We start from the raw sequence: 17,926 nt of genomic DNA, 5'->3' as shown, positions 1-17,926 counted from the left end.
TTCTTGTTATGGGCACGCGCACTACCGGTTCGCTCAGAGCTGGTCGAAGTCCAGCACCACCTTGTCGCTGACCGGGAACGACTGGCAGGCAAGGACGTAACCGGCCGCCACTTCGTAATCTTCCAGGGCGTGGTTGCTGTCCATTTCCACCTCACCTTCGACGACCTTGCATTTGCAGGTGGAGCAGACCCCGGCCTTGCACGAATAGGGCAGTTCGGCGCCCTGGGCGTTGCCGGCATCTAGCAGGCTCAGGCTGTTGCGCGGCAGGTCGAAGGCCAGTGCCCGGCCATCGCTGATCACAGTGATCTGGCTGACCTGCGGGTCCTGGGCGCGGGCGGCTTCCCGGGCCTGACGCTTCTGGCTGTCACCGGCGGCGTGGAACAGTTCGAAGTGGATGCGCTCGGCGCCCATGCCGGCGGCCTTGAGGCTGTCGCGCACGGTTTCGGTCATGGCCTGGGGGCCGCAGATGAAGGCCGCGTCCAGTTTCTGGACGTCGAGCCAGCGGGAAAACAGTTGCTGGCATTTGTCCTGGGTGATGCGGCCGTTATAGAGGTCGATGTCCTGCTGTTCACGACTGAACACGAACACCAGGTTCAGGCGCTGCAGATAGAGGTTCTTCAGGTCCTCCAGCTGTTCGCGAAACAGTGCCGAGGCACTGGAACGGTTGCCGTAGAGCAGGGTGAAGCGGCTGAGCGGCTCGCCTTCCAGGGTGCTCTTGATGATCGACAGGATCGGCGTGATGCCGCTGCCTGCGGCCACCGCCAGGTAGTGGCCGCGCCGGCTCGGCTCCAACTCGACATGGAAGCGGCCTGCAGGGGGCATGACGTCCAGCGACTGCCCGGGTTTGAGCTGTTCGTTGGCAAACGCCGAAAAGCGCCCGCCGACGACGCGCTTCACCGCGATGCGCAGTTCGCCGTCATTGACGCCGCTGCAGATCGAATAAGAGCGCCGTACCTCCTCGCCCTCAAGCTCGGCGCGCAGCACCAGATGCTGGCCCTGGGTGAAGTGGAACTGCGCTTGCAGGTGCTGGGGTATGTCGAAGGCGATGGACACCGCGTCGCGGGTTTCGCTGCGCACGTCCTTGATGGTCAGGGGATGGAACTGGCTCATGATGGTTCTCCTCTGAGGCGGCGAGCGGCTCAGATGCACTTGAAATAGTCGAAGGGTTCCAGGCAGTCGCGGCAGCGGTACAGGGCCTTGCAGGCGGTGGAACCGAATTCGCTGAGGCGCTCGCTGTGGGCGCTGGCGCATTGCGGGCAGAGCACCTGGGGCGCGTCCCCCAGCAGGCTGCGCTTGCTGCTGCCCGAGGGCGGCGCGATGCCATAGGCCCGCAGGCGCTGGCGACCGCGCTCGGTGATCCAGTCGGTGGTCCAGGCCGGGGTCAGCTGGCGTATCAGCCGCGGGGCCTGGAAACCGGCCTGTTCCAGGGCCTGGCGGATATCGCTCTCGATCACTTCGGTGGCCGGGCAGCCGGAGTAGGTCGGCGTGACCGCCACCTGCAGATGGCCGGCCTGCCAGCCCAGGTCGCGCACGATACCCAGGTCGAGCACGCTGACCACTGGCACCTCTGGGTCCATGACCTGATCCAGGGTGCTCCAGGCCAGCTCCAGATCGCCTTGTTGCAGCGCGCGCGCACCCTGGTCGCTGCCGATCAATTCACCAGACCGCATCGGGATAGGCCCTCGGCAGGAATTGCATCTGGGCCAGCAGCGGGCCCAGGTGCTCGGTGTGCAGGCCCTGGCGCGCATCCAGATAGAAGTGGCTCGGGGCTTCGGGCACGGGCAGGGTGGCCCGGGCGAACAGGGTTTCGACGCAGGCGCGCCAGGCGTCGGCCACCTGGACCGGATCGGCCCACAGGCCGGCCCGGTGCAGTTCGATTTCAGCGGCGTGTTGGTCGATCAGCTCGCCAGTGAAGCGCCACAGCCGCGGGATCGCCTGAAGCATGCGCTGGTGGCTTTCCTCGGTGCCGTCTCCCAGGCGCTCGACCCATTCGCTGGAGCGGCGCAGGTGGTAGGTGACTTCCTTGACTGCCTTGGCGGCGATTGCGGCCATCCGCTGATCCGTCGAGTGGCTCAGGCCCTTGAGGGTTTCCAGGTGCCAGGCGTCGTAGAAAAACTGCTTGAGCAGGGTGACCGCAAAATCGCCATTGGGCTGCTCCACCAGCAACAGGTTGCGGTAGGCCCGCTCGTCCCGGCGGAAGGCCAAGTGATCGGCGTCGCGCCCATCGGCCAGCAGTTCGGCGGCATAGTCCAGCCAGTTGCGGGCCTGGCCCACCAGATCGAGGCCGACATTCATCAGCGCCAGTTCTTCTTCCAGGGCCGGGGCCCGGCCGCACCATTCGCACAGGCGCTGGCCCTGGATCAGGGCGCTGTCGCCGAGGCGCAACAGGTGGTTGATCAGATCGTTTGCAGGGTTCATGGCCGGCCTCACATGTGTCCGACTTCAGGGGGCAGCTGGTAGAAGCTGGCGTGGCGGTAGACCTTGTCGTCAGCAGGATCGAACAGCGGGTCCTTGTCATCCGGGGAGGAGGCGACAATCTGCGCCGAGGGCACCACCCACAGGCTGACGCCTTCGCTGCGTCGGGTGTACAGGTCCCGGGCATTGTTCATGGCCATGGCGTCGTCGGCGGCATGCACGCTGCCCACATGTTTGTGATTGAGGCCGTGCTTGCTGCGCACGAAGACTTCGTAAAGGGTCCATTCAGACATGGCATTGACTCCGGATCAGGCTGGGCGCGCTCAGGCGGCGTTCTTGTTGGCTTTCTTCTGGGCTTTCTTCTGGGCGTGGGCCACGGCGGCGGCCCGCACCCAGGCGCCGTCGTCGATGGCTTGGCGGCGAGTCTCCAGGCGCTCCTGGTTGCACGGGCCGTTGCCCTTGAGCACCTCGTAGAATTCCTGCCACTGGATTTCGCCGAAGTCGTAGTGGCCGCGCTCGGCGTTCCACTTCAGCTCCGGGTCGGGGCAGGTGCAGCCCAGCAGTTCCAGCTGCGGGATGGTCTGGTCGATGAAGCGCTGGCGCAGTTCGTCGTTGCTCTGGCGCTTGATCTTCCAGGCCATGGACTGGGCACTGTTGGGGGAGTGTTCGTCGCTGGGGCCGAACATCATCAGCGCTGGCCACCAGAGGCGGTTGATGGCGTCCTGGACCATCTCCCGCTGTGCCGGGTTGCCCTCGCGCATCATGGTCAGGAGGATTTCGTAGCCCTGGCGCTGGTGGAAGCTCTCTTCCTTGCAGATGCGCACCATGGCCCGGGAGTAGGGGCCATAGGAGGTGCGTTGCAGCACCACCTGATTGACGATGGCGGCACCGTCCACCAGCCAGCCCACCGCGCCCATGTCGGCCCAGTTCAGGGTCGGGTAGTTGAAGATGCTCGAATACTTGGCCCGGCCGCTGTGGAGCTTGGCGATTTCCTCGTCGCGATCGGCGCCGAGGGTTTCCATGGCGCTGTACAGGTACAGGCCGTGGCCGGCTTCGTCCTGGATCTTGGCCATCAGTTGCAGCTTGCGCTTGAGGGTCGGGGCGCGGGTGACCCAGTTGCCTTCGGGCAGCATGCCGACGATTTCCGAATGGGCGTGCTGGGAAATCTGCCGGATCAGGGTTTGGCGGTAGGCATCGGGCATCCAGTTCTTGGCCTCGATCTTGATTTCCCCGTCGATTTTTTCCTGGAAGGTGCGCTCCTGCTCGGACATTTCTGCCAGCGGCTTGATGCGCTTGATCCCCGTCTCTACCAGCTGTGCGTACATGAGTGTCTCCCGGGTTGCAGGTGTGGGTGAGGCTGTGAATGTTTATATGTGATACACAAACAAATATCAAACACAAAATAACGTGTCATGTTTTGTTTCTGTATCGCTTTGCCTCGCGGCTTGAATGGCGGGCGAAAAAAAGCCCCGTCATGGCGGGGCTCCAGTGCTTGTGTCAACGCTATTTGCGGCGGTCGACCACTCGGCAGGCCTTGCCTTCCGAACGCTTGATGCTGAAGGGGGGCTGTAAAACGATACGTGAGCTGATGCCGATATGGGTCTTTATGTGGCGACTGAGCTCGCTGCAGATGGCCCTTTGCTGTTCATCCCCCAGTTGCTGATGCTCGCTCTTGAGCTCGACGTGAATGTCGACGCTGTCGAGGTTGCCGTGGCGATACAGATGGATCTCGTAACAGGGGGCCAGGTGCACGGCTTTGAGCACTTGCTCCTCCACCTGGGTGGGAAACACATTGACCCCGCGAATGATCAGCATGTCGTCACTGCGCCCGGTGATCTTGTCGATGCGCCGCATGGGCCGCGCCGTCCCCGGCAGCAGGCGGGTCAGGTCGCGGGTGCGGTAACGGATCATCGGCAGTGCCTCCTTGCTCAGGGAGGTGAGCACCAGCTCGCCCATTTCGCCATCGGGCAGCACCTGAGCGGTCAGCGGGTCGATGATTTCGGGGTAGAAATGATCCTCCCAGAGGGTCGGGCCGTCGCGGGTCTCGGCGCATTCCATGGCCACTCCCGGACCGATGATCTCCGACAGCCCGTAGATATCCAGGGCGCGGATGCCCAGGCGCTGCTCGATGGCGCTGCGCAGTTCGTCGGTCCAGGGTTCGGCGCCGAAGATTCCCAGGCGCAGGGCCAGCTTGTGGGGATCGAGGCCCTGGCGTTCGATCTCGTCGGCGATATTGAGCATGTAGGACGGCGTGACCATGATGATGTCCGGCTGGAAATCCTTGATCAGTTGCACCTGCTTCTCGGTCTGGCCGCCGGACATGGGAATCACGGTGCACCCCAGGCGTTCGGCACCGTAGTGTGCCCCCAGGCCGCCGGTGAACAGGCCGTAGCCATAGGAAACATGCACCTTGTCGCCGGGTCGGCCGCCGGCCGCGCGGATCGACCGGGCCACCACCTGGGCCCAGGTGTCGATGTCGTTGCGGGTATAGCCCACCACCGTGGGCTTGCCGGTGGTGCCGCTGGAGGCATGCAGGCGCACCACCTCCTGCATGGGTACCGCGAACATGCCGTAGGGGTAGTTGTCCCGCAGGTCGGACTTGGTGGTGAAGGGCAGTTGGGCAAGGTCCTCCAGGCGCTGGATGTCCTGGGGGTGCACGCCCAGGGCGTCGAAGCGCTGGCGATACAGGGGGACGTTGGCGTAGGCGTGGTTCAGGCTCCAGCGCAGGCGCTCCAGCTGATGCTGGCGCAAGTGGTCGATGCTGGCGGTTTCCATCGGGTCCAGCGGCGCTTCGGGCACGGTTCTGGCTATCGGCATGTTCATGGTGTCACTCGTATTGTTGTTGTCGTTCAACCCGTCACTGCGGGTTCTGAGTGCATGACCCGCAAGAGGCACGAAGGGCTTGCGGGGAGTTCTGCAGGCGCGGGTTGGCGCCTCTGGAGGATCAGGGGGGTGCCCATGCCCCGGCACCCGCTGCGGCAGTCTCTGCGCTACGACGCAGCGGGGCCATGTCAGCGCCCCTTGAACACAGGAGGGCGCTTGTCCATGAAGGCGCTGACGCCTTCTCGATAGTCTTCGCTGCGTCCCGCCAGGCGTTGCAGGTCGCGCTCCAGCTCCAGTTGCTGGTCGAAGCTGTTGTGCAGGCTGGCATTCAGGCTGCGCTTGATCAGCGCCAGACCATAGGTGGGTTGAGTCGCCAGGTGTCGGGCCAGGCTCAGGGCTTCATCGCGCAGCAGGGCGTCGTCCACGCACTGGTAGATCAGTCCCCATTGCTCGGCCTGTTCGGCGCTCAGGCGGTTGCCGAGCATGGCCAGGGCCTTGGCCCGGGCCATGCCCACCAGCCGTGGCAGCAGCCAGGTGCCGCCGGAATCGGGAATCAGCCCGAGTTTGCAGAAGGCCTGGATAAAGCTCGCGGAGCGCGCTGCCAGTACCAGGTCGCAGGCCAGGGGCAGGTTGGCGCCAGCGCCGGCGGCCACGCCATTGACCGCACAGATCACCGGCAATGGCAGGTCGCGCAGCTCGCGCACCAGCGGGTTGTAGAACTGTTCGATGGATTCCCCCAGGTCAGGCGCTGCATCGCCGGGGGCGACGTCGCGCTCGCCAAGGTCCTGCCCCGCGCAGAAGCCGCGGCCTTCGCCGGTCAGGAGCAGGACCCGCACCTCGGGGTTGTTGCGCACGTGCTTGAGGGCCGCCTGCACCTCGCCATGCATCTGTGGGTTGAAACTGTTGAGCTGTTCGGGACGGTTGAGGCTGAGGAGGGCGACGCCCTCGCTGATGGAGAACAGGATGGTGGCAAAGTTCATGGTCGGGTGTTGAGGCATGGTGGATGTCCTCGGAGTGATGCGGCCGGTTGCCGGCTCGATTGTCGGGTCGGCCCGGGAGCCGGTTTTCGCCGAGTATATCGCCAATGTGATACATAAAATCAAGATTAATAGATTTTTAATGTGTCCTATCTTTCGGCTTCAGCTGCGTTCTATTCGGGGCGGCAGGTCGATGGGATGCTGCCTTGGGCCGGTAATTGAGGCCGTATCCTTTATGCTTTGCGGGTTGTGGCGCCTGTGGCGAGTCAGGCCTGTGTCTTGGAGAACGGTTGTGTACCGAGAATAACCTGATACAAAATGCCGTCCGCGTTGTATCGGTATCCTGGATTGGGTGGCGTCGTGCATTCTCGGCGTTGTATTCGCGGGCAAGTGCAGCGCCCCCCAGCCGCTCCAACAACAGCAGTTTCTGCTGATCAGAGAGGGAAGCAGCATGACGTGCTACAGCCTTGATGGCTTGATTCCGGTGGTCGATCCCAGTGCCTATGTGCACCCTTCGGCGGTGCTGATCGGCGATGTGATAGTCGGCCCCCATTGCTATGTCGGCCCCCTGGCCAGCCTGCGGGGGGATTTTGGCCGGATTGTCCTCGAAGAGGGGGCCAATCTGCAGGACACCTGTGTGATGCATGGTTTCCCTGATAGCGACACGGTGGTGGAGCGCAATGGCCATGTCGGCCATGGCGCAGTGTTGCACGGTTGCCGGATTGGCGCCGACGCGCTGGTGGGCATGAATGCGGTGGTGATGGACAACGCCTTCATTGCGCCGCGTTCCTTCGTTTCGGCGGCGGCGCTGGTCAAGGCCGGTTTCGAATGCGCGCCGCAATCGCTGGTGATGGGCACGCCGGCGCGGGTCACGCGTCAGTTGAGCGACGAGGAAGTGGCCTGGAAGCTGGCCGGCACTCGGGAGTACCAGCACTTGACCCGTCGCTGCCTGGAGCAGATGCAAGTCTGTGAGCCGCTGTCTCGGGTCGAGGACGACCGGCCGCGAATCGCCGACGGCGGCTTTCGTCCCAAGGCCGGCCAATGAACACCCCGGGCCGCTGCGACGGCCTGAAACCGGCTATATTCCTTCCTTTTTTTTCGGTACGCCCATGTCGTCCCTAGCGCCACTGAACCATCTGATCAAACGCTTTCAGGAGCAGACCCCGATCCGCGCCAGTTCGCTGATCATCACCCTGTACGGCGATGCCATCGAACCCCATGGCGGCACCGTCTGGCTGGGCAGCCTGATTCAACTGCTGGAGCCCATGGGGATCAACGAGCGGCTGATCCGCACTTCGATCTTCCGCCTGAGCAAGGAGGGGTGGCTGACTGCCGAAAAGGTCGGGCGCCGCAGTTACTACAGCCTGACCCTGGCCGGTCGCCGGCGATTCGACAAGGCGTTCAAGCGGGTCTACAGCGCCGGTGTGCCGGCCTGGGATGGTTCCTGGAGCCTGGTAATGCTCGGACAACTGCAACCGGAGTTGCGCAAGCAAGTGCGTGAAGAGTTGGAGTGGCAAGGGTTTGCCGCGATGTCGCCGCTGATGCTGGCGTGCCCGCGCAGCGATCGCGCCGATATCAATGCCACCTTGCTGGAGCTTGGCGCCCAGGACGACACCATTGTCTTTGCCACTGCACCCGAGGACGTGCTCGGCTCCAGGGCCCTGCGCCAGCAGGTGCGCGAGAGCTGGAACATTGACGAACTGGCAGCCCATTACAGTGAATTCATCCAACTGTTTCGCCCCCTCTGGCAGGCCCTGCGCGAGCAGGAGCAGTTGCAACCATCCGACTGTTTCCTGGCTCGCCTGCTGCTGATTCATGAGTACCGCAAGCTGTTGCTGCGCGACCCGCAGTTGCCGGACGAACTGCTTCCCGGCGATTGGGAGGGTCGTGCTGCGCGCCAGCTGTGTCGCAACATCTATCGCTTGATCCAGGCCAAGGCCGAGGAGTGGCTGGCCACGGCTCTGGAGAGCGCTGATGGCCCGCTACCGGATGTGGGGGAAAGCTTCTATCGGCGCTTCGGTGGGCTGCTCTAGCTTGAATAAGGATTGACCTTGGAATTTGTCTTGTTCTAGGGTCGCCAGAGTCCGCTGGGCAACTAAGGTTGAGTGTTTCAGGCTTGTTGCAGTGAGATGAAGTTCAGGTGATTGGCAGTAGTGAGTGCACGGCCAGGAGGGAGTATCCGGTCTTGCAGGGAAAGCAGGCAGATAAAGGAACTATCAATGAGATCGATACGCAAGGTGGCAGTGCAACTATGTTTGGCTGGAGTCTTAGTTGCTTTTGGGAGTCTGGCCAGTGCCTCGCAACTTGTTCCGGCACTGGGGCTGGCCAATGATCAATATGCCAAGTCTCCAGGGCCCTACAAGGTCACTACCAATGCGGTCTTGAGTGACTGTCGCGGTCTGTTGGGTGTATTGGCGAGGATCATGCTGCTGGACAACAGCGTTCAATGCAATTCGTCCTTTCCCTATGGGTTTGCCAGTCCGGTTTCCACCAGTGTTTATTATCCGAGCAATATAAGGAATCTGGACAAGTTGCCGGTGGTCAACTTTGTTGGCGGCATCCTTTCCAATCAGGGGCAATACACCGATTTGATGAGGCTGTGGGCGAGTTACGGCTTTATCGTGATCATCTCCTCCGACTTCATCAACACCGCGCCCACCATGCATGTCCTGGGTGCCCTTGAGCTGAGCAAGCTCAACCAGGACCCAACCTCACCGTTGTTCGGCAAGGTCGATCTGTCTCGCACGATAGTGGCGGGGCATTCCGCTGGCGGCGGGGCGTCGATCCTCTCGTCGAGCCTGCTGCCTGGCACCTTGCAGGGCATCGATCCACAGCTGCGCTACATCGGCTCGCTGCCCATCGAACCCGGGCCCATAGGCCTGGGCTCCACCGTCAAGACCCCGACCCTGGTGCTTACCGGGGCCGCGGATGTAGTGGTGCCGGCCTGGGCCTGGCCGCGGCTCTGGCAGGGCGGGTTGATCAAGGCGGTGCCGGGATGGAGTGCCACGGCCCATAACGCCACCCATTTCAGTCCGGTACGCAGTGTCCGGGAAAACGAGTTCGCCGGTATTACAACGGCCTGGATTCTATATCTCGGCAAGAGTGATCCGGGGGCCAAGGAGTACTTTGTCGGTCCGAACTACAAACTCGCGCGGGACCCGCAGTTTATCCGGCTGGCGTTCAATCCGTTGCGGGTTCAACGCAATGAAGTGGCGGACAATCTTCAGTAAGGCAACGGGTCGATATTGTTTCTGGACCTGGCGATTGATGACAAGTTTGCAAGCTCGGGTGTTTTCTTCATAAAACATTCTTTTGCAACCTTGAAAACATGGTCTATTTGCGAAGTCGCAGGTCTGGGCAATATCGGCTTGATGCAATTGCAATGGCAATGTCACTGCCTTGTTATTTGAAATGAATACTTTTGCTTGCAGCGTCATATATCGCGCTGCAACCACAAGGATTCAAAGACCCATGCCCAGTCTTTCACGCAGGAAGCTATTGCAAGCGGCCGCTATCGGTTCATTCTTTTCATCCTTGCCCCTGGCTATTCGCCAAGCCCTGGCCATACCGGCGAATAACCGTACGGGGACGATCAAGGATGTCGAACACGTAGTGATCCTGATGCAGGAAAATCGCTCTTTCGATCATTACTTCGGTACTTTTCCCGGGGTACGGGGCTTCAGCGACCGCTTTACCATTCCACTGCCCGGTCAGCGCACGGTCTGGGAGCAACAGGGTAAGGGCCGGCTGGTGATGCCCTATCACCTGGACAGCAGCAAAGGCAACGCCCAGCGCGTCAGTGGCACGCCTCATTCATGGGTGGATGCCCATTCGGCCTGGGATAATGGCCGCATGAGTGCCTGGCCGACCCACAAGACAGCGACGTCCATGGGCTATTACCGTGAGCAGGAGCTGCCATTCCAGTTCGCCCTGGCCAACACCTTCACCCTGTGCGACGCCTATCACTGTTCGGTACACGCCGGGACCAACCCCAACCGGTTGTTTCTCTGGACCGGCAGCAACGGCCCGAGCGCGGCAAAGGTCGCTGCGGTGGTCAACGAATGGGATGGCCCGGGCGCGGTAAACGTCGGCTACAGCTGGAAGACCTATCCCGAACGCCTGGAAGAGCAGGGTGTCAGTTGGAAGGTCTACCAGCACCTGCCGGACAATTTTGGCGACAACCCCCTGGCCGGCTTCCGTCAGTACCGCGCCGCCAGCGTACAGGTGGGCAATCCGGCCCAACCGCCCAAGGACTTCAATGCCTTTGTGCCTTACAGCGATGCCTTGAACGCCGTCGCTGCGTTGTACAAGGGCAATGGCAATACCTTGCCGGCCAGCAGCGGCAGCAATCTGGAGGCGATCATTGGTGGATTTCGCAATGACGTGCAGGCCGGCAAGTTGCCCCAGGTCAGCTGGATTGTGGCGCCGGCCGCCTATTCCGAGCATCCCGGCCCATCGAGTCCGGTCCAGGGCGGCTGGTTCACCCAGGAGATTCTCCTGGCGTTGACTCGCAATCCCGAGGTCTGGAGCAAGACCGTGCTGTTGCTGACCTACGATGAAAACGATGGCTTCTTCGATCATATGCCGTCGCCGTCGGCACCTTCCCAGCGTCAGGATGGCAGCTTTGCCGGCAAGTCCACGCTGGGTTTCGACAGCGAACTGTTCAAGCATCCGGCGCCACCCGGTTCGACCCAGCAACCGCTGCCCGATGGCGGTGTGTATGGCCCCGGGCCGCGGGTGCCGATGCTGGTGCTGTCTCCCTGGAGCCGGGGAGGCTGGGTCAATTCCCAGGTGTTCGATCACACCTCGGTGCTGCAATTTCTCGAAAAACGCTTTGGCGTGCGCGAGCCCAATATCAGTGCATGGCGGCGGGCGGTATGTGGCGACCTGACGTCGGCGTTGAATTTCGTCGACCCCAACCATGAGCCATTGCCGGCGCTGCAGACCACCACCCGGCAGGCCGCCGACGGTTTGCGCCAGCGCCAGGAGAAGCTGCTCCAGGTGCCGTTACCCTTGGCCAGCCAGCAGTTGCCACCGCACCAGCCGCGGCTGGCCCGACCTTCACGGGCACTGCCTTATCGTCTGCATGTCGACAGCCAGGTGGACCCCAAGGCCAAGACCCTGTCCCTGAGCCTGCAGAACACTGGCGAGCAGGGCGCGGTGTTCCATGTGTACGACGGCCTGCACCTGAGCGATATCCCGCGGCGCTACACGGTGGAGGCCGGCAAGGCGCTGCAGGACAGCTGGCCAGTGGTGGAGCGCTACCAGCTGTGGGTATTGGGTCCCAATGGCTTCCACCGCAGCTTCAGCGGCCAACTGCAACAGCTCCAGCCTGAGCTGTTGGTGACGTCCAGCAATAACCAACTGCAGTTCACCCTGAGCAATCCGGGCACGCGTGGGATGTCGGTCACTATCGATCGCTGCCCTTATACCCAACAGGGGCCATGGACCCTGGTCGTGCCTGGGGGAGCAGAGGTGCGCCAGGTTTTCGCCTGTGAGTCCAGCGGTGGCTGGTATGACTTGACCCTGCGCAGTGACGCAGGCTGGTTGCGCAGGGTAGCCGGACGACTGGAAACCGGGGCACACAGTATCAGTGACCCGCTAATGGGGCGGCCCTGATAGGGCATCGATGAAGCAAAAGGGACACTGGTTGGAAATAGCGAGGAGGTGCAGCTTCTGCACTAGCGAAAACAACCACTACGCTGAAGATAAAAGTTGCAGCGAGGGAAAAATAGATAGCGTGCTTAGTTGTTTTGCCTAAGTAGCGGATCACCTGTTCGGGTGATCCGCTAACAGCATCACTTACTTGGGCATGGCCCAGGACTGCAAGATATAACCTTCCTGGCTCAGTTCAGCGCGGGCTTGTTTGAGCAGGTCTTCCAGTTGGGCTGGATCGGAGTAGGCGCTGCTGGGAATCTGGGTGTGACCGATACGGGTACTGGTACGGTCGATGACGCTCAGGCTGAGCTCGCCGTTCCCGTCCTGTGGGGCCCAGGCCACGCATTGAAAAGGCTTGAATGCGCGGTCGGCGATCAAAAGTGCTTCGTTTCTACGGAGCGGGGCGTTCATGGGGTCTTCTCTCTATGTGCCCAATCAGATGATGTGCCGTCGGTTGGGCTTACCGTTCGGCTGGTCACTTGTACTGATGCACTGAGGTAGTGATCGGGTCACACTGAAAAACAAGTTTTTACAACTTTCGTACGTGGGCCCTGTGACAACACCATTAGTTACGGGGGTTCTTAAAAAAAGACTGCGACAATCAGTCGCTCGGGGCGAAGTTCTGGCAGCGCGTTAGTTCCTTTGGTAAGCAGCGCTATAAGCAATTGATACATTCAAGCGTCAAGTTCTTGCTAACGTTACAGCCAGGTTTGCCAAACCACTGTTTCTAATAACTTTTCCCTCTTTTGGCGCCAAGGACCAGTCATGCTCGAAGCTCCCGTGCAGCGCCGCTTGCTGGTGGTCGACCCCTGTGATGACTGCCATCGTCTTCTGCCCGGGCTGCGCGCTATTGGCTGGGATGTGGACAGCTGTGACCTGGAGTCTGCCCGCGAGCGCTCCTGCGATGTCGGCTTGCTGCGCCTGCAACCCTTTCACCTGGAGCGTCCGGAAGCGGTCAAGGACCTGATCAGCCACAGCGGCACCGAGTGGATCGCGGTGCTGAGTCCGGAAGTCCTGCGCCTGCAAAAGGTCGGTGACTTTGTCTGCGAATGGTTTTTCGACTTCCATACCCTGCCGTTCGACGTCTCCCGGGTCCAGGTGACCCTGGGACGGGCCTTCGGCATGGCCCGCCTCAGGGGCCAGGGCGCGGTCCATGTGGACCAGCCCGAGCACGAGTTGTTGGGGAGCAGCCGGCCCATCCGCGACCTGCGCAAGCTGCTGAGCAAGCTGGCGCCCACCGAGTCGCCGGTACTGATCCGCGGCGAGAGCGGCACCGGCAAGGAGTTGGTGGCGCGTACCCTGCATCGCCAGTCCCAGCGTCACGACAAGCCTTTTGTGGCGATCAACTGTGGGGCGATTCCCGAACACCTGATCCAGTCCGAACTCTTCGGCCATGAAAAGGGCGCTTTTACCGGGGCGCACCAGCGCAAGGTCGGGCGCATCGAGGCGGCCCACGGCGGCACCTTGTTCCTCGATGAGATCGGCGATCTGCCGCTGGAGCTGCAAGCCAATCTGCTGCGCTTCCTGCAGGAAAAGCACATCGAGCGTGTAGGCGGCAGCCAGCCGATACCGGTGGATGTCAGGGTCCTGGCTGCGACCCACGTGGACCTTGAGGCGGCCATCACCAGCGGTCGTTTTCGTGAGGACCTGTATTACCGGTTGAACGTGCTGCAGGTGATTACCGCGCCACTGCGTGAGCGTCATGGCGATTTAGGGATGCTGGCCAGCCACTTTGCCCACTTCTACAGCCAGGAAACCGGACGCCGGCCACGCAGTTTCAGTGAGGACGCCCTGGTGGCCATGGGCAAGCACGACTGGCCGGGTAATGTCCGCGAACTGGCCAACCGGGTGCGCCGGGGCCTGGTACTGGCCGAGGGCCGGCAGATTCAGGCCAGTGATCTGGGCTTGCAAGGCCTGCAAGCCCAGGATCTGCCCATGGGCACCCTGGAGGACTACAAGCACCGCGCCGAGCGTCAGGCCCTGTGCGACGTGCTCAACCGGCACAGTGACAACCTCAGCGTTGCCGCCCGGGTCCTGGGCATCTCGCGTCCGACTTTCTACCGTTTGCTGCACAAACACCAGATCCGCTAGGGCGGTAAAAACGCCAAGGCCCGCTGCGATTGGGGAATCGCCGCGGGCCTTGGCGTTTTTGCCGGTGGATCAGAAGTAGTAAGGGAATTTCAGGCTGAAGGTGAAGGCCGGGGCGTCCTCGGTCATGCCGATGGACAGGTTGGGCACAATGGTCAGGTTGTCGGTGGCCGCAATGGTCATGCCGACGTTGAAGTAACCGGCGTTGGCGTCGCTGGAAACCACCGACTGCCAATCGCCGCCATCCTGCTTGAGTTTGCTCTTGCGCTGTATCAGGTCGGACACCGAGAAGGACATGCTCATCTTCTCGTTGAGGGCGAAAGCCACACCGGCGCCGATCTGGAAGCTGTCGCCCAGGCGGACTTTGCCAGGGGTCTTGCTGCCAACCGTGGAACTGATGTCGTCAAACGACTCTTCCAGGTTGTGGGTGTAGGCCAAGGTGCCGAACAGCACCGCCGGATCGAAAGTCTTGACCAGGGAGATCCCGGGGGTGATCGACCAGACACCGTTACCGGTCGGCAGGCTTTCAGGCACGTACAGGTTGTTGTTGCCCGCAGATTGCACCAGCTTGATCCCGAACGGTTCCTTGCCGGTGGGGGCCTTGACTCGCAGGGTCGCCACGGCGTCGGGCCAGAACTCCGATTCGTCGAGGAATTTGTAAGCCACGCCGAAGTTCACGTCCCCCAATGTCGGGTCACGGGTCACCGATTCTTCGGTGGTCTGGGTGCCGGCACCGCCGCCACCACCGGACTGGAAGGTGGACTCGCGATACAGCACGGGGGCGTTGATGTCGAATTGCCAGCGGTTGTTGAGGTTATAGCGAGCGGTCAGGTCCAGGGTCCAGGTATCGGATTTGATCCGGTCCAGGTTGATGTTGCCGAGAAAGATCGAGTCCAGCGCAAGGAAGCCGTTGACTGTGAGTTGCCGAGCGTCGTAGCGGGCGTAGGTCAAGCCGGTCTCGACGCTGAACTTGCCGCCACCGAAGAAGCCACTGGCCTCGTCGTACAGGTTGCTGACGCTTTGGGCCGGAGCCGAATCGTCCTTGAGCGACTGACCGTAGGAAGCGCCCCCGGCTGCTCCTCCGGACGCCGCTGCGGCGCCAGTGCCGGCAACCTGTTGATTGCCTCTGAGATCAGCTGGCGATTTGGCCAGGCGCTTGGGCGGTGGTGCCGCGGGTTGGTCTTCTACCTGCCGGACTCGCTGCTCCAGTACCGCCAGGGCCTTCTGCTGCACTTCGTAACGTTGCTTGAGCTCCAGAAGTTCGCGTTTCAGGGTCTCTACATCGGCATCCGGCGCGGCTTGAACCAGCGCCGCTGGAAATAGAGTGCTTAAACACATGACTGCGCGCAGTGAAACCGATCGATACATGAAATAAACCGTCCCTTTTGAACCCCAATGGTCGAGAATCAGCGTAGTTCAAGATCAGAATTTGCGTAGAGCGTCTAGCGTTGTCAGGTTGCAGTCCAAAACACCGTTACTGGGCCCGTTGTTTCTGAGCACCACATTGAGTTGAGTCAGGTTGTTGACCAGGTTGCTGTTACCCATCAACTGGGTGTTCTGCAACAGATTGCCCTGGGCCACTTGCTGCAGGGCGCTGCCCTGATTGCCGTTGGCCTGTATCGCCATCTGGATACCGCCATTGAGGGCCGATACTGCCACGCTACCGGCGGCGTTGCTGCCGGTGATGGTCTGGCCGCTCATCAAGGCCTGGCCGGCCCCAGCGGCCAAGGCGGGCGCCTGGTTGGCCTCTGTGACATTGATGCTGATGTTGTTGTAGGCAGAATTGCCATCACCGGCGGCTCTCACGCTCTGGGTCACGCCCTGGCCATTGGCCAGGCCTGCACCGCCGATCACATTGCCGGTGCCTGGGGGCGGCGTGGTGCCGTCACCGGTCTGGGTGATGGTGGAGACGTAGAATTCCGGTTTGATGGTGGCTTGCTGGATCTGCAGCGAGGTGGTCGCACCGATCAGGTCACCGCTGGCGTTGCGCCAGGTACTGCTCATGACAATGCCGAAGCTGATAATCCGCCCCGGCATCACGTAACGGCCCCGTAACTGCGATAATTCCTGATCCTGGATAAGTTCGGGCTTGAAACCAGCATGGGCTGGAAGAGCTGCTGCCAGGCAGGCGGCTGCCAGCCAGTATGAAGTCTTCATCTGCTTGCTGCTCCCGGAGCGTCCTGCCCCTTTATGATTGTTCGGACTTCTAGAAGAAGTCGCTCTGGATAAAACCGAAGTCCATCAGGTCCGTGTCTTTGACCGGGTAGAAACCATCGAGCTTGTTTTTCGCGGTCAGCGGGGCAGGCGGGTCGAGCAAGGCGTTGGTCTTGTCGTAGCCGGGACCGATGATGGCGAACACGATTCCATTCCAGCCTTTGACGAAGTCTTCATGGGAGTAACGCTTGTGACCCAATACCGGGTCACCGATGTAGACCCAGCCTTTCTGGGCCCGCTGCATCACCACGAAGTGCTTGTAGCCGCGAATTTCCATCAGTACCACCACCGGAATGGTCACCGCTTCGAGCTTGTCGGGCGGAATCCGGTAGCCTCGGGCGCGCATGCCGATGCTTTCCACGTAGCGCTTCATATCGAGCATGGAAAAGCCCTGGGTGCGGACCAGATTCTGATCCGAATTGACCAGCATGCCCTTGATGACGTGCTCCTCATCGACGTCAAGCCAGTAGGCCTGGCGCAGAACGGTCGCCAGCGCGGCGGCGGCGCAACTGAAGTCGGTCTTCTGCTCGACGATGTCGCTGAACTTGCGTTCACGTACGCTCTGCACCTGTTTGAAGATCAGGTTGCCACCGGGCAGGCCGGCGACGGCCATCTGCGCAGCCTCAACGGGAACACAGAGGCACAGCAGGAGGGAGAGGATCGCAGTACGCATGATCGTTACGCCTGAGTCGGACTGTGGAAAAGCCCCGTTTCCGGGGCTTTCGTTACGATCGCGATTACATGCAGGCTTTGCAGCCAGCGGCGATGGACAGCGAGTTGCTTTGTTGGTTGCCCACACCAGCCGAGACGTTGGCGCCGCCGTTGCCGGAGAAGCCGTTCATCGAGTTGGTCATGCTGGCGTTGTTGACCACTGGGTTTTTCCAGCCGTCTTTGGTCAGCACTTGCTGGGTCCAGTAGCCAGCCAGTTCGATGGTGCCTTGTTCCTTGAAGGTGAATTTTTGATCGTCGTTGTCGTGGCCACCACCGCGGTTGTTATTGCCATAGCCGCCGCCGTGATGATCGTCGCCTTCGATCTTGCCGCTGCCGGTGCCTTTATAGGTGCCGTAGGCCACGAAGCCGCCCGAGAGGGTGTCTTTTTTGTAGGCCTGGACGCCTTTGTTCTCTACGACCAGATTGGTCGTAGACTGGTTGGCCGCCGCTGCTGCGGTTGCCACGCGACCGCCGGACACGGCGATGGCCAGGTTGTTTTTCTGTTGGTTGAAGTTGCCGGCGGTGACGTTGATGCCGATGTTGCCGGAACCGTTGTTGCCGGAGTTGTTCAACACAGCGTTGTTCTGTGTCGAAGAGTTTTTCACATGGTTGTTGCTATTGATCTGGGTGGCGCTGGAAGCTGCCACGGCGCTGCCGAAGATGAAGCTTTCGTCAGCGGTTGCCAGGGCAGCGGCGTTGTCTTGTTGGTTGCCGTCGCCGGCGGCGACGTTGGCGCCCATGTTGCCGTTGGAGTTGTTGAGGGAGTTGTCCATCTTGGCGTTGTTGTTGGTGCCCTGGTTTTTCACCACGTTGGAGGTGCTGGTCTGCACGTCGATCACTGCAGCACCGGCCCCGGCGGTGATTTGCAGCAGAGTGCCGAGATCTGGACCTCTATCATGATCGTCATGGCCATTGCCATGACCGCCGTTGTGACCGTTGTTATTTCCACCTGCCTGGGCGGCCATTGCCATGACTGCGGCCAGTGCGAAAACCAGTGGTTTGAGAGCCATTGTAGGTTTCATGGTGTTTCTCCGGTGCTT

Annotated in this window: 17 protein-coding genes; 5 read left to right on the top strand and 12 right to left on the bottom strand. The window is 61.4% G+C overall.

The window, feature by feature from the left end; translation table 11 throughout:
* Positions 1–33 precede the first annotated feature (33 nt).
* The 7 genes from paaE to paaG all read right to left on the bottom strand — a co-directional run bounded on the left by paaE (position 34) and on the right by paaG (position 6,218).
* Positions 34–1,110 carry a 1,2-phenylacetyl-CoA epoxidase subunit PaaE gene (paaE, locus tag KHO49_RS30190; protein ID WP_213666427.1) on the bottom strand — a complete coding sequence of 359 codons (1,077 nt, stop codon included), beginning with the start codon at positions 1,108–1,110 and terminating at the stop codon, positions 34–36.
* 29 nt (positions 1,111–1,139) lie between these two features.
* Positions 1,140–1,670 carry a 1,2-phenylacetyl-CoA epoxidase subunit PaaD gene (gene paaD, locus KHO49_RS30185; protein ID WP_213666426.1) on the bottom strand — a complete coding sequence of 177 codons (531 nt, stop codon included), beginning with the start codon at positions 1,668–1,670 and terminating at the stop codon, positions 1,140–1,142.
* Positions 1,657–2,418 (bottom strand): 1,2-phenylacetyl-CoA epoxidase subunit PaaC, encoded by a 762-nt coding sequence (gene paaC, locus KHO49_RS30180; protein WP_213666425.1) that lies wholly within the window; start codon positions 2,416–2,418, stop codon positions 1,657–1,659. The genes paaD and paaC overlap by 14 nt, the downstream gene beginning before the upstream one ends.
* Positions 2,419–2,426: 8 nt before the next feature.
* A complete protein-coding gene (gene paaB, locus KHO49_RS30175) occupies positions 2,427–2,708 on the bottom strand; it encodes a 1,2-phenylacetyl-CoA epoxidase subunit PaaB (RefSeq protein WP_110597045.1) in 282 nt (93 codons plus the stop codon).
* 30 nt (positions 2,709–2,738) lie between these two features.
* Positions 2,739–3,740: a 1,2-phenylacetyl-CoA epoxidase subunit PaaA gene (gene paaA / locus KHO49_RS30170; RefSeq protein WP_102879241.1), complete on the bottom strand. Its 1,002-nt coding sequence runs from the start codon at positions 3,738–3,740 to the stop codon at positions 2,739–2,741.
* 178 nt (positions 3,741–3,918) lie between these two features.
* Positions 3,919–5,238 (bottom strand): phenylacetate--CoA ligase PaaK, encoded by a 1,320-nt coding sequence (gene paaK, locus KHO49_RS30165; protein WP_102879242.1) that lies wholly within the window; start codon positions 5,236–5,238, stop codon positions 3,919–3,921.
* Between the two features lie 188 nt (positions 5,239–5,426).
* Positions 5,427–6,218 carry a 2-(1,2-epoxy-1,2-dihydrophenyl)acetyl-CoA isomerase PaaG gene (paaG, locus tag KHO49_RS30160; RefSeq protein WP_213666515.1) on the bottom strand — a complete coding sequence of 264 codons (792 nt, stop codon included), beginning with the start codon at positions 6,216–6,218 and terminating at the stop codon, positions 5,427–5,429.
* Between the two features lie 448 nt (positions 6,219–6,666).
* On the opposite strand from paaG, the gene paaY reads away from it, so the two are divergent.
* From paaY to KHO49_RS30140, 4 genes are all read left to right on the top strand, one after another.
* A complete protein-coding gene (paaY, locus tag KHO49_RS30155) occupies positions 6,667–7,260 on the top strand; it encodes a phenylacetic acid degradation protein PaaY (protein ID WP_213666424.1) in 594 nt (197 codons plus the stop codon).
* Positions 7,261–7,324: 64 nt separating this feature from the next.
* The gene (gene paaX / locus KHO49_RS30150) at positions 7,325–8,248 is read left to right on the top strand and encodes a phenylacetic acid degradation operon negative regulatory protein PaaX (RefSeq protein WP_102863499.1); all 924 of its coding nucleotides are present in this window, start codon (positions 7,325–7,327) and stop codon (positions 8,246–8,248) included.
* A gap of 186 nt (positions 8,249–8,434) precedes the next feature.
* Positions 8,435–9,445, top strand: a complete 1,011-nt coding sequence (locus tag KHO49_RS30145) for a poly(ethylene terephthalate) hydrolase family protein (RefSeq protein ID WP_213666423.1) — start codon at positions 8,435–8,437, stop codon at positions 9,443–9,445.
* A gap of 241 nt (positions 9,446–9,686) precedes the next feature.
* On the top strand, positions 9,687–11,834 hold the full coding sequence (locus tag KHO49_RS30140; protein WP_213666422.1) for a phosphocholine-specific phospholipase C: 2,148 nt from the start codon (positions 9,687–9,689) through the stop codon (positions 11,832–11,834).
* A 183-nt stretch (positions 11,835–12,017) separates the two neighbouring features.
* On the opposite strand, the gene KHO49_RS30135 is transcribed toward KHO49_RS30140, so the two are convergent.
* Entirely contained in the window at positions 12,018–12,284 is a 267-nt protein-coding gene (locus tag KHO49_RS30135) for a hypothetical protein (protein ID WP_102863502.1), read from the bottom strand.
* 354 nt (positions 12,285–12,638) lie between these two features.
* On the opposite strand from KHO49_RS30135, the gene KHO49_RS30130 reads away from it, so the two are divergent.
* The gene (locus KHO49_RS30130) at positions 12,639–13,964 is read left to right on the top strand and encodes a sigma-54 dependent transcriptional regulator (RefSeq protein WP_110597043.1); all 1,326 of its coding nucleotides are present in this window, start codon (positions 12,639–12,641) and stop codon (positions 13,962–13,964) included.
* 69 nt (positions 13,965–14,033) lie between these two features.
* On the opposite strand, the gene fapF is transcribed toward KHO49_RS30130, so the two are convergent.
* The 4 genes from fapF to fapC all read right to left on the bottom strand — a co-directional run bounded on the left by fapF (position 14,034) and on the right by fapC (position 17,908).
* Positions 14,034–15,329, bottom strand: coding sequence for a fibril amyloid transporter FapF (gene fapF, locus KHO49_RS30125; protein ID WP_123390718.1), 1,296 nt, complete (start codon positions 15,327–15,329; stop codon positions 14,034–14,036).
* 54 nt (positions 15,330–15,383) lie between these two features.
* Positions 15,384–16,118 carry a fibril amyloid subunit FapE gene (gene fapE, locus KHO49_RS30120; protein ID WP_102879249.1) on the bottom strand — a complete coding sequence of 245 codons (735 nt, stop codon included), beginning with the start codon at positions 16,116–16,118 and terminating at the stop codon, positions 15,384–15,386.
* A 49-nt stretch (positions 16,119–16,167) separates the two neighbouring features.
* Positions 16,168–16,848 (bottom strand): fibril amyloid maturation endopeptidase FapD, encoded by a 681-nt coding sequence (gene fapD / locus KHO49_RS30115; RefSeq protein ID WP_213666421.1) that lies wholly within the window; start codon positions 16,846–16,848, stop codon positions 16,168–16,170.
* 64 nt (positions 16,849–16,912) lie between these two features.
* Entirely contained in the window at positions 16,913–17,908 is a 996-nt protein-coding gene (gene fapC, locus KHO49_RS30110; RefSeq protein WP_213666420.1) for an amyloid-like fimbrin subunit FapC, read from the bottom strand.
* Positions 17,909–17,926: the final 18 nt, after the last annotated feature.

The sequence above is a fragment of the Pseudomonas sp. RC4D1 genome (assembly GCF_018390395.1).
GTDB classification, from domain to species: Bacteria; Pseudomonadota; Gammaproteobacteria; order Pseudomonadales; family Pseudomonadaceae; genus Aquipseudomonas; species Aquipseudomonas danubii.
The sequence above is the reverse complement of the archived record's forward strand: the minus strand, read 5'-3'. Positions and strand labels throughout refer to the sequence as shown.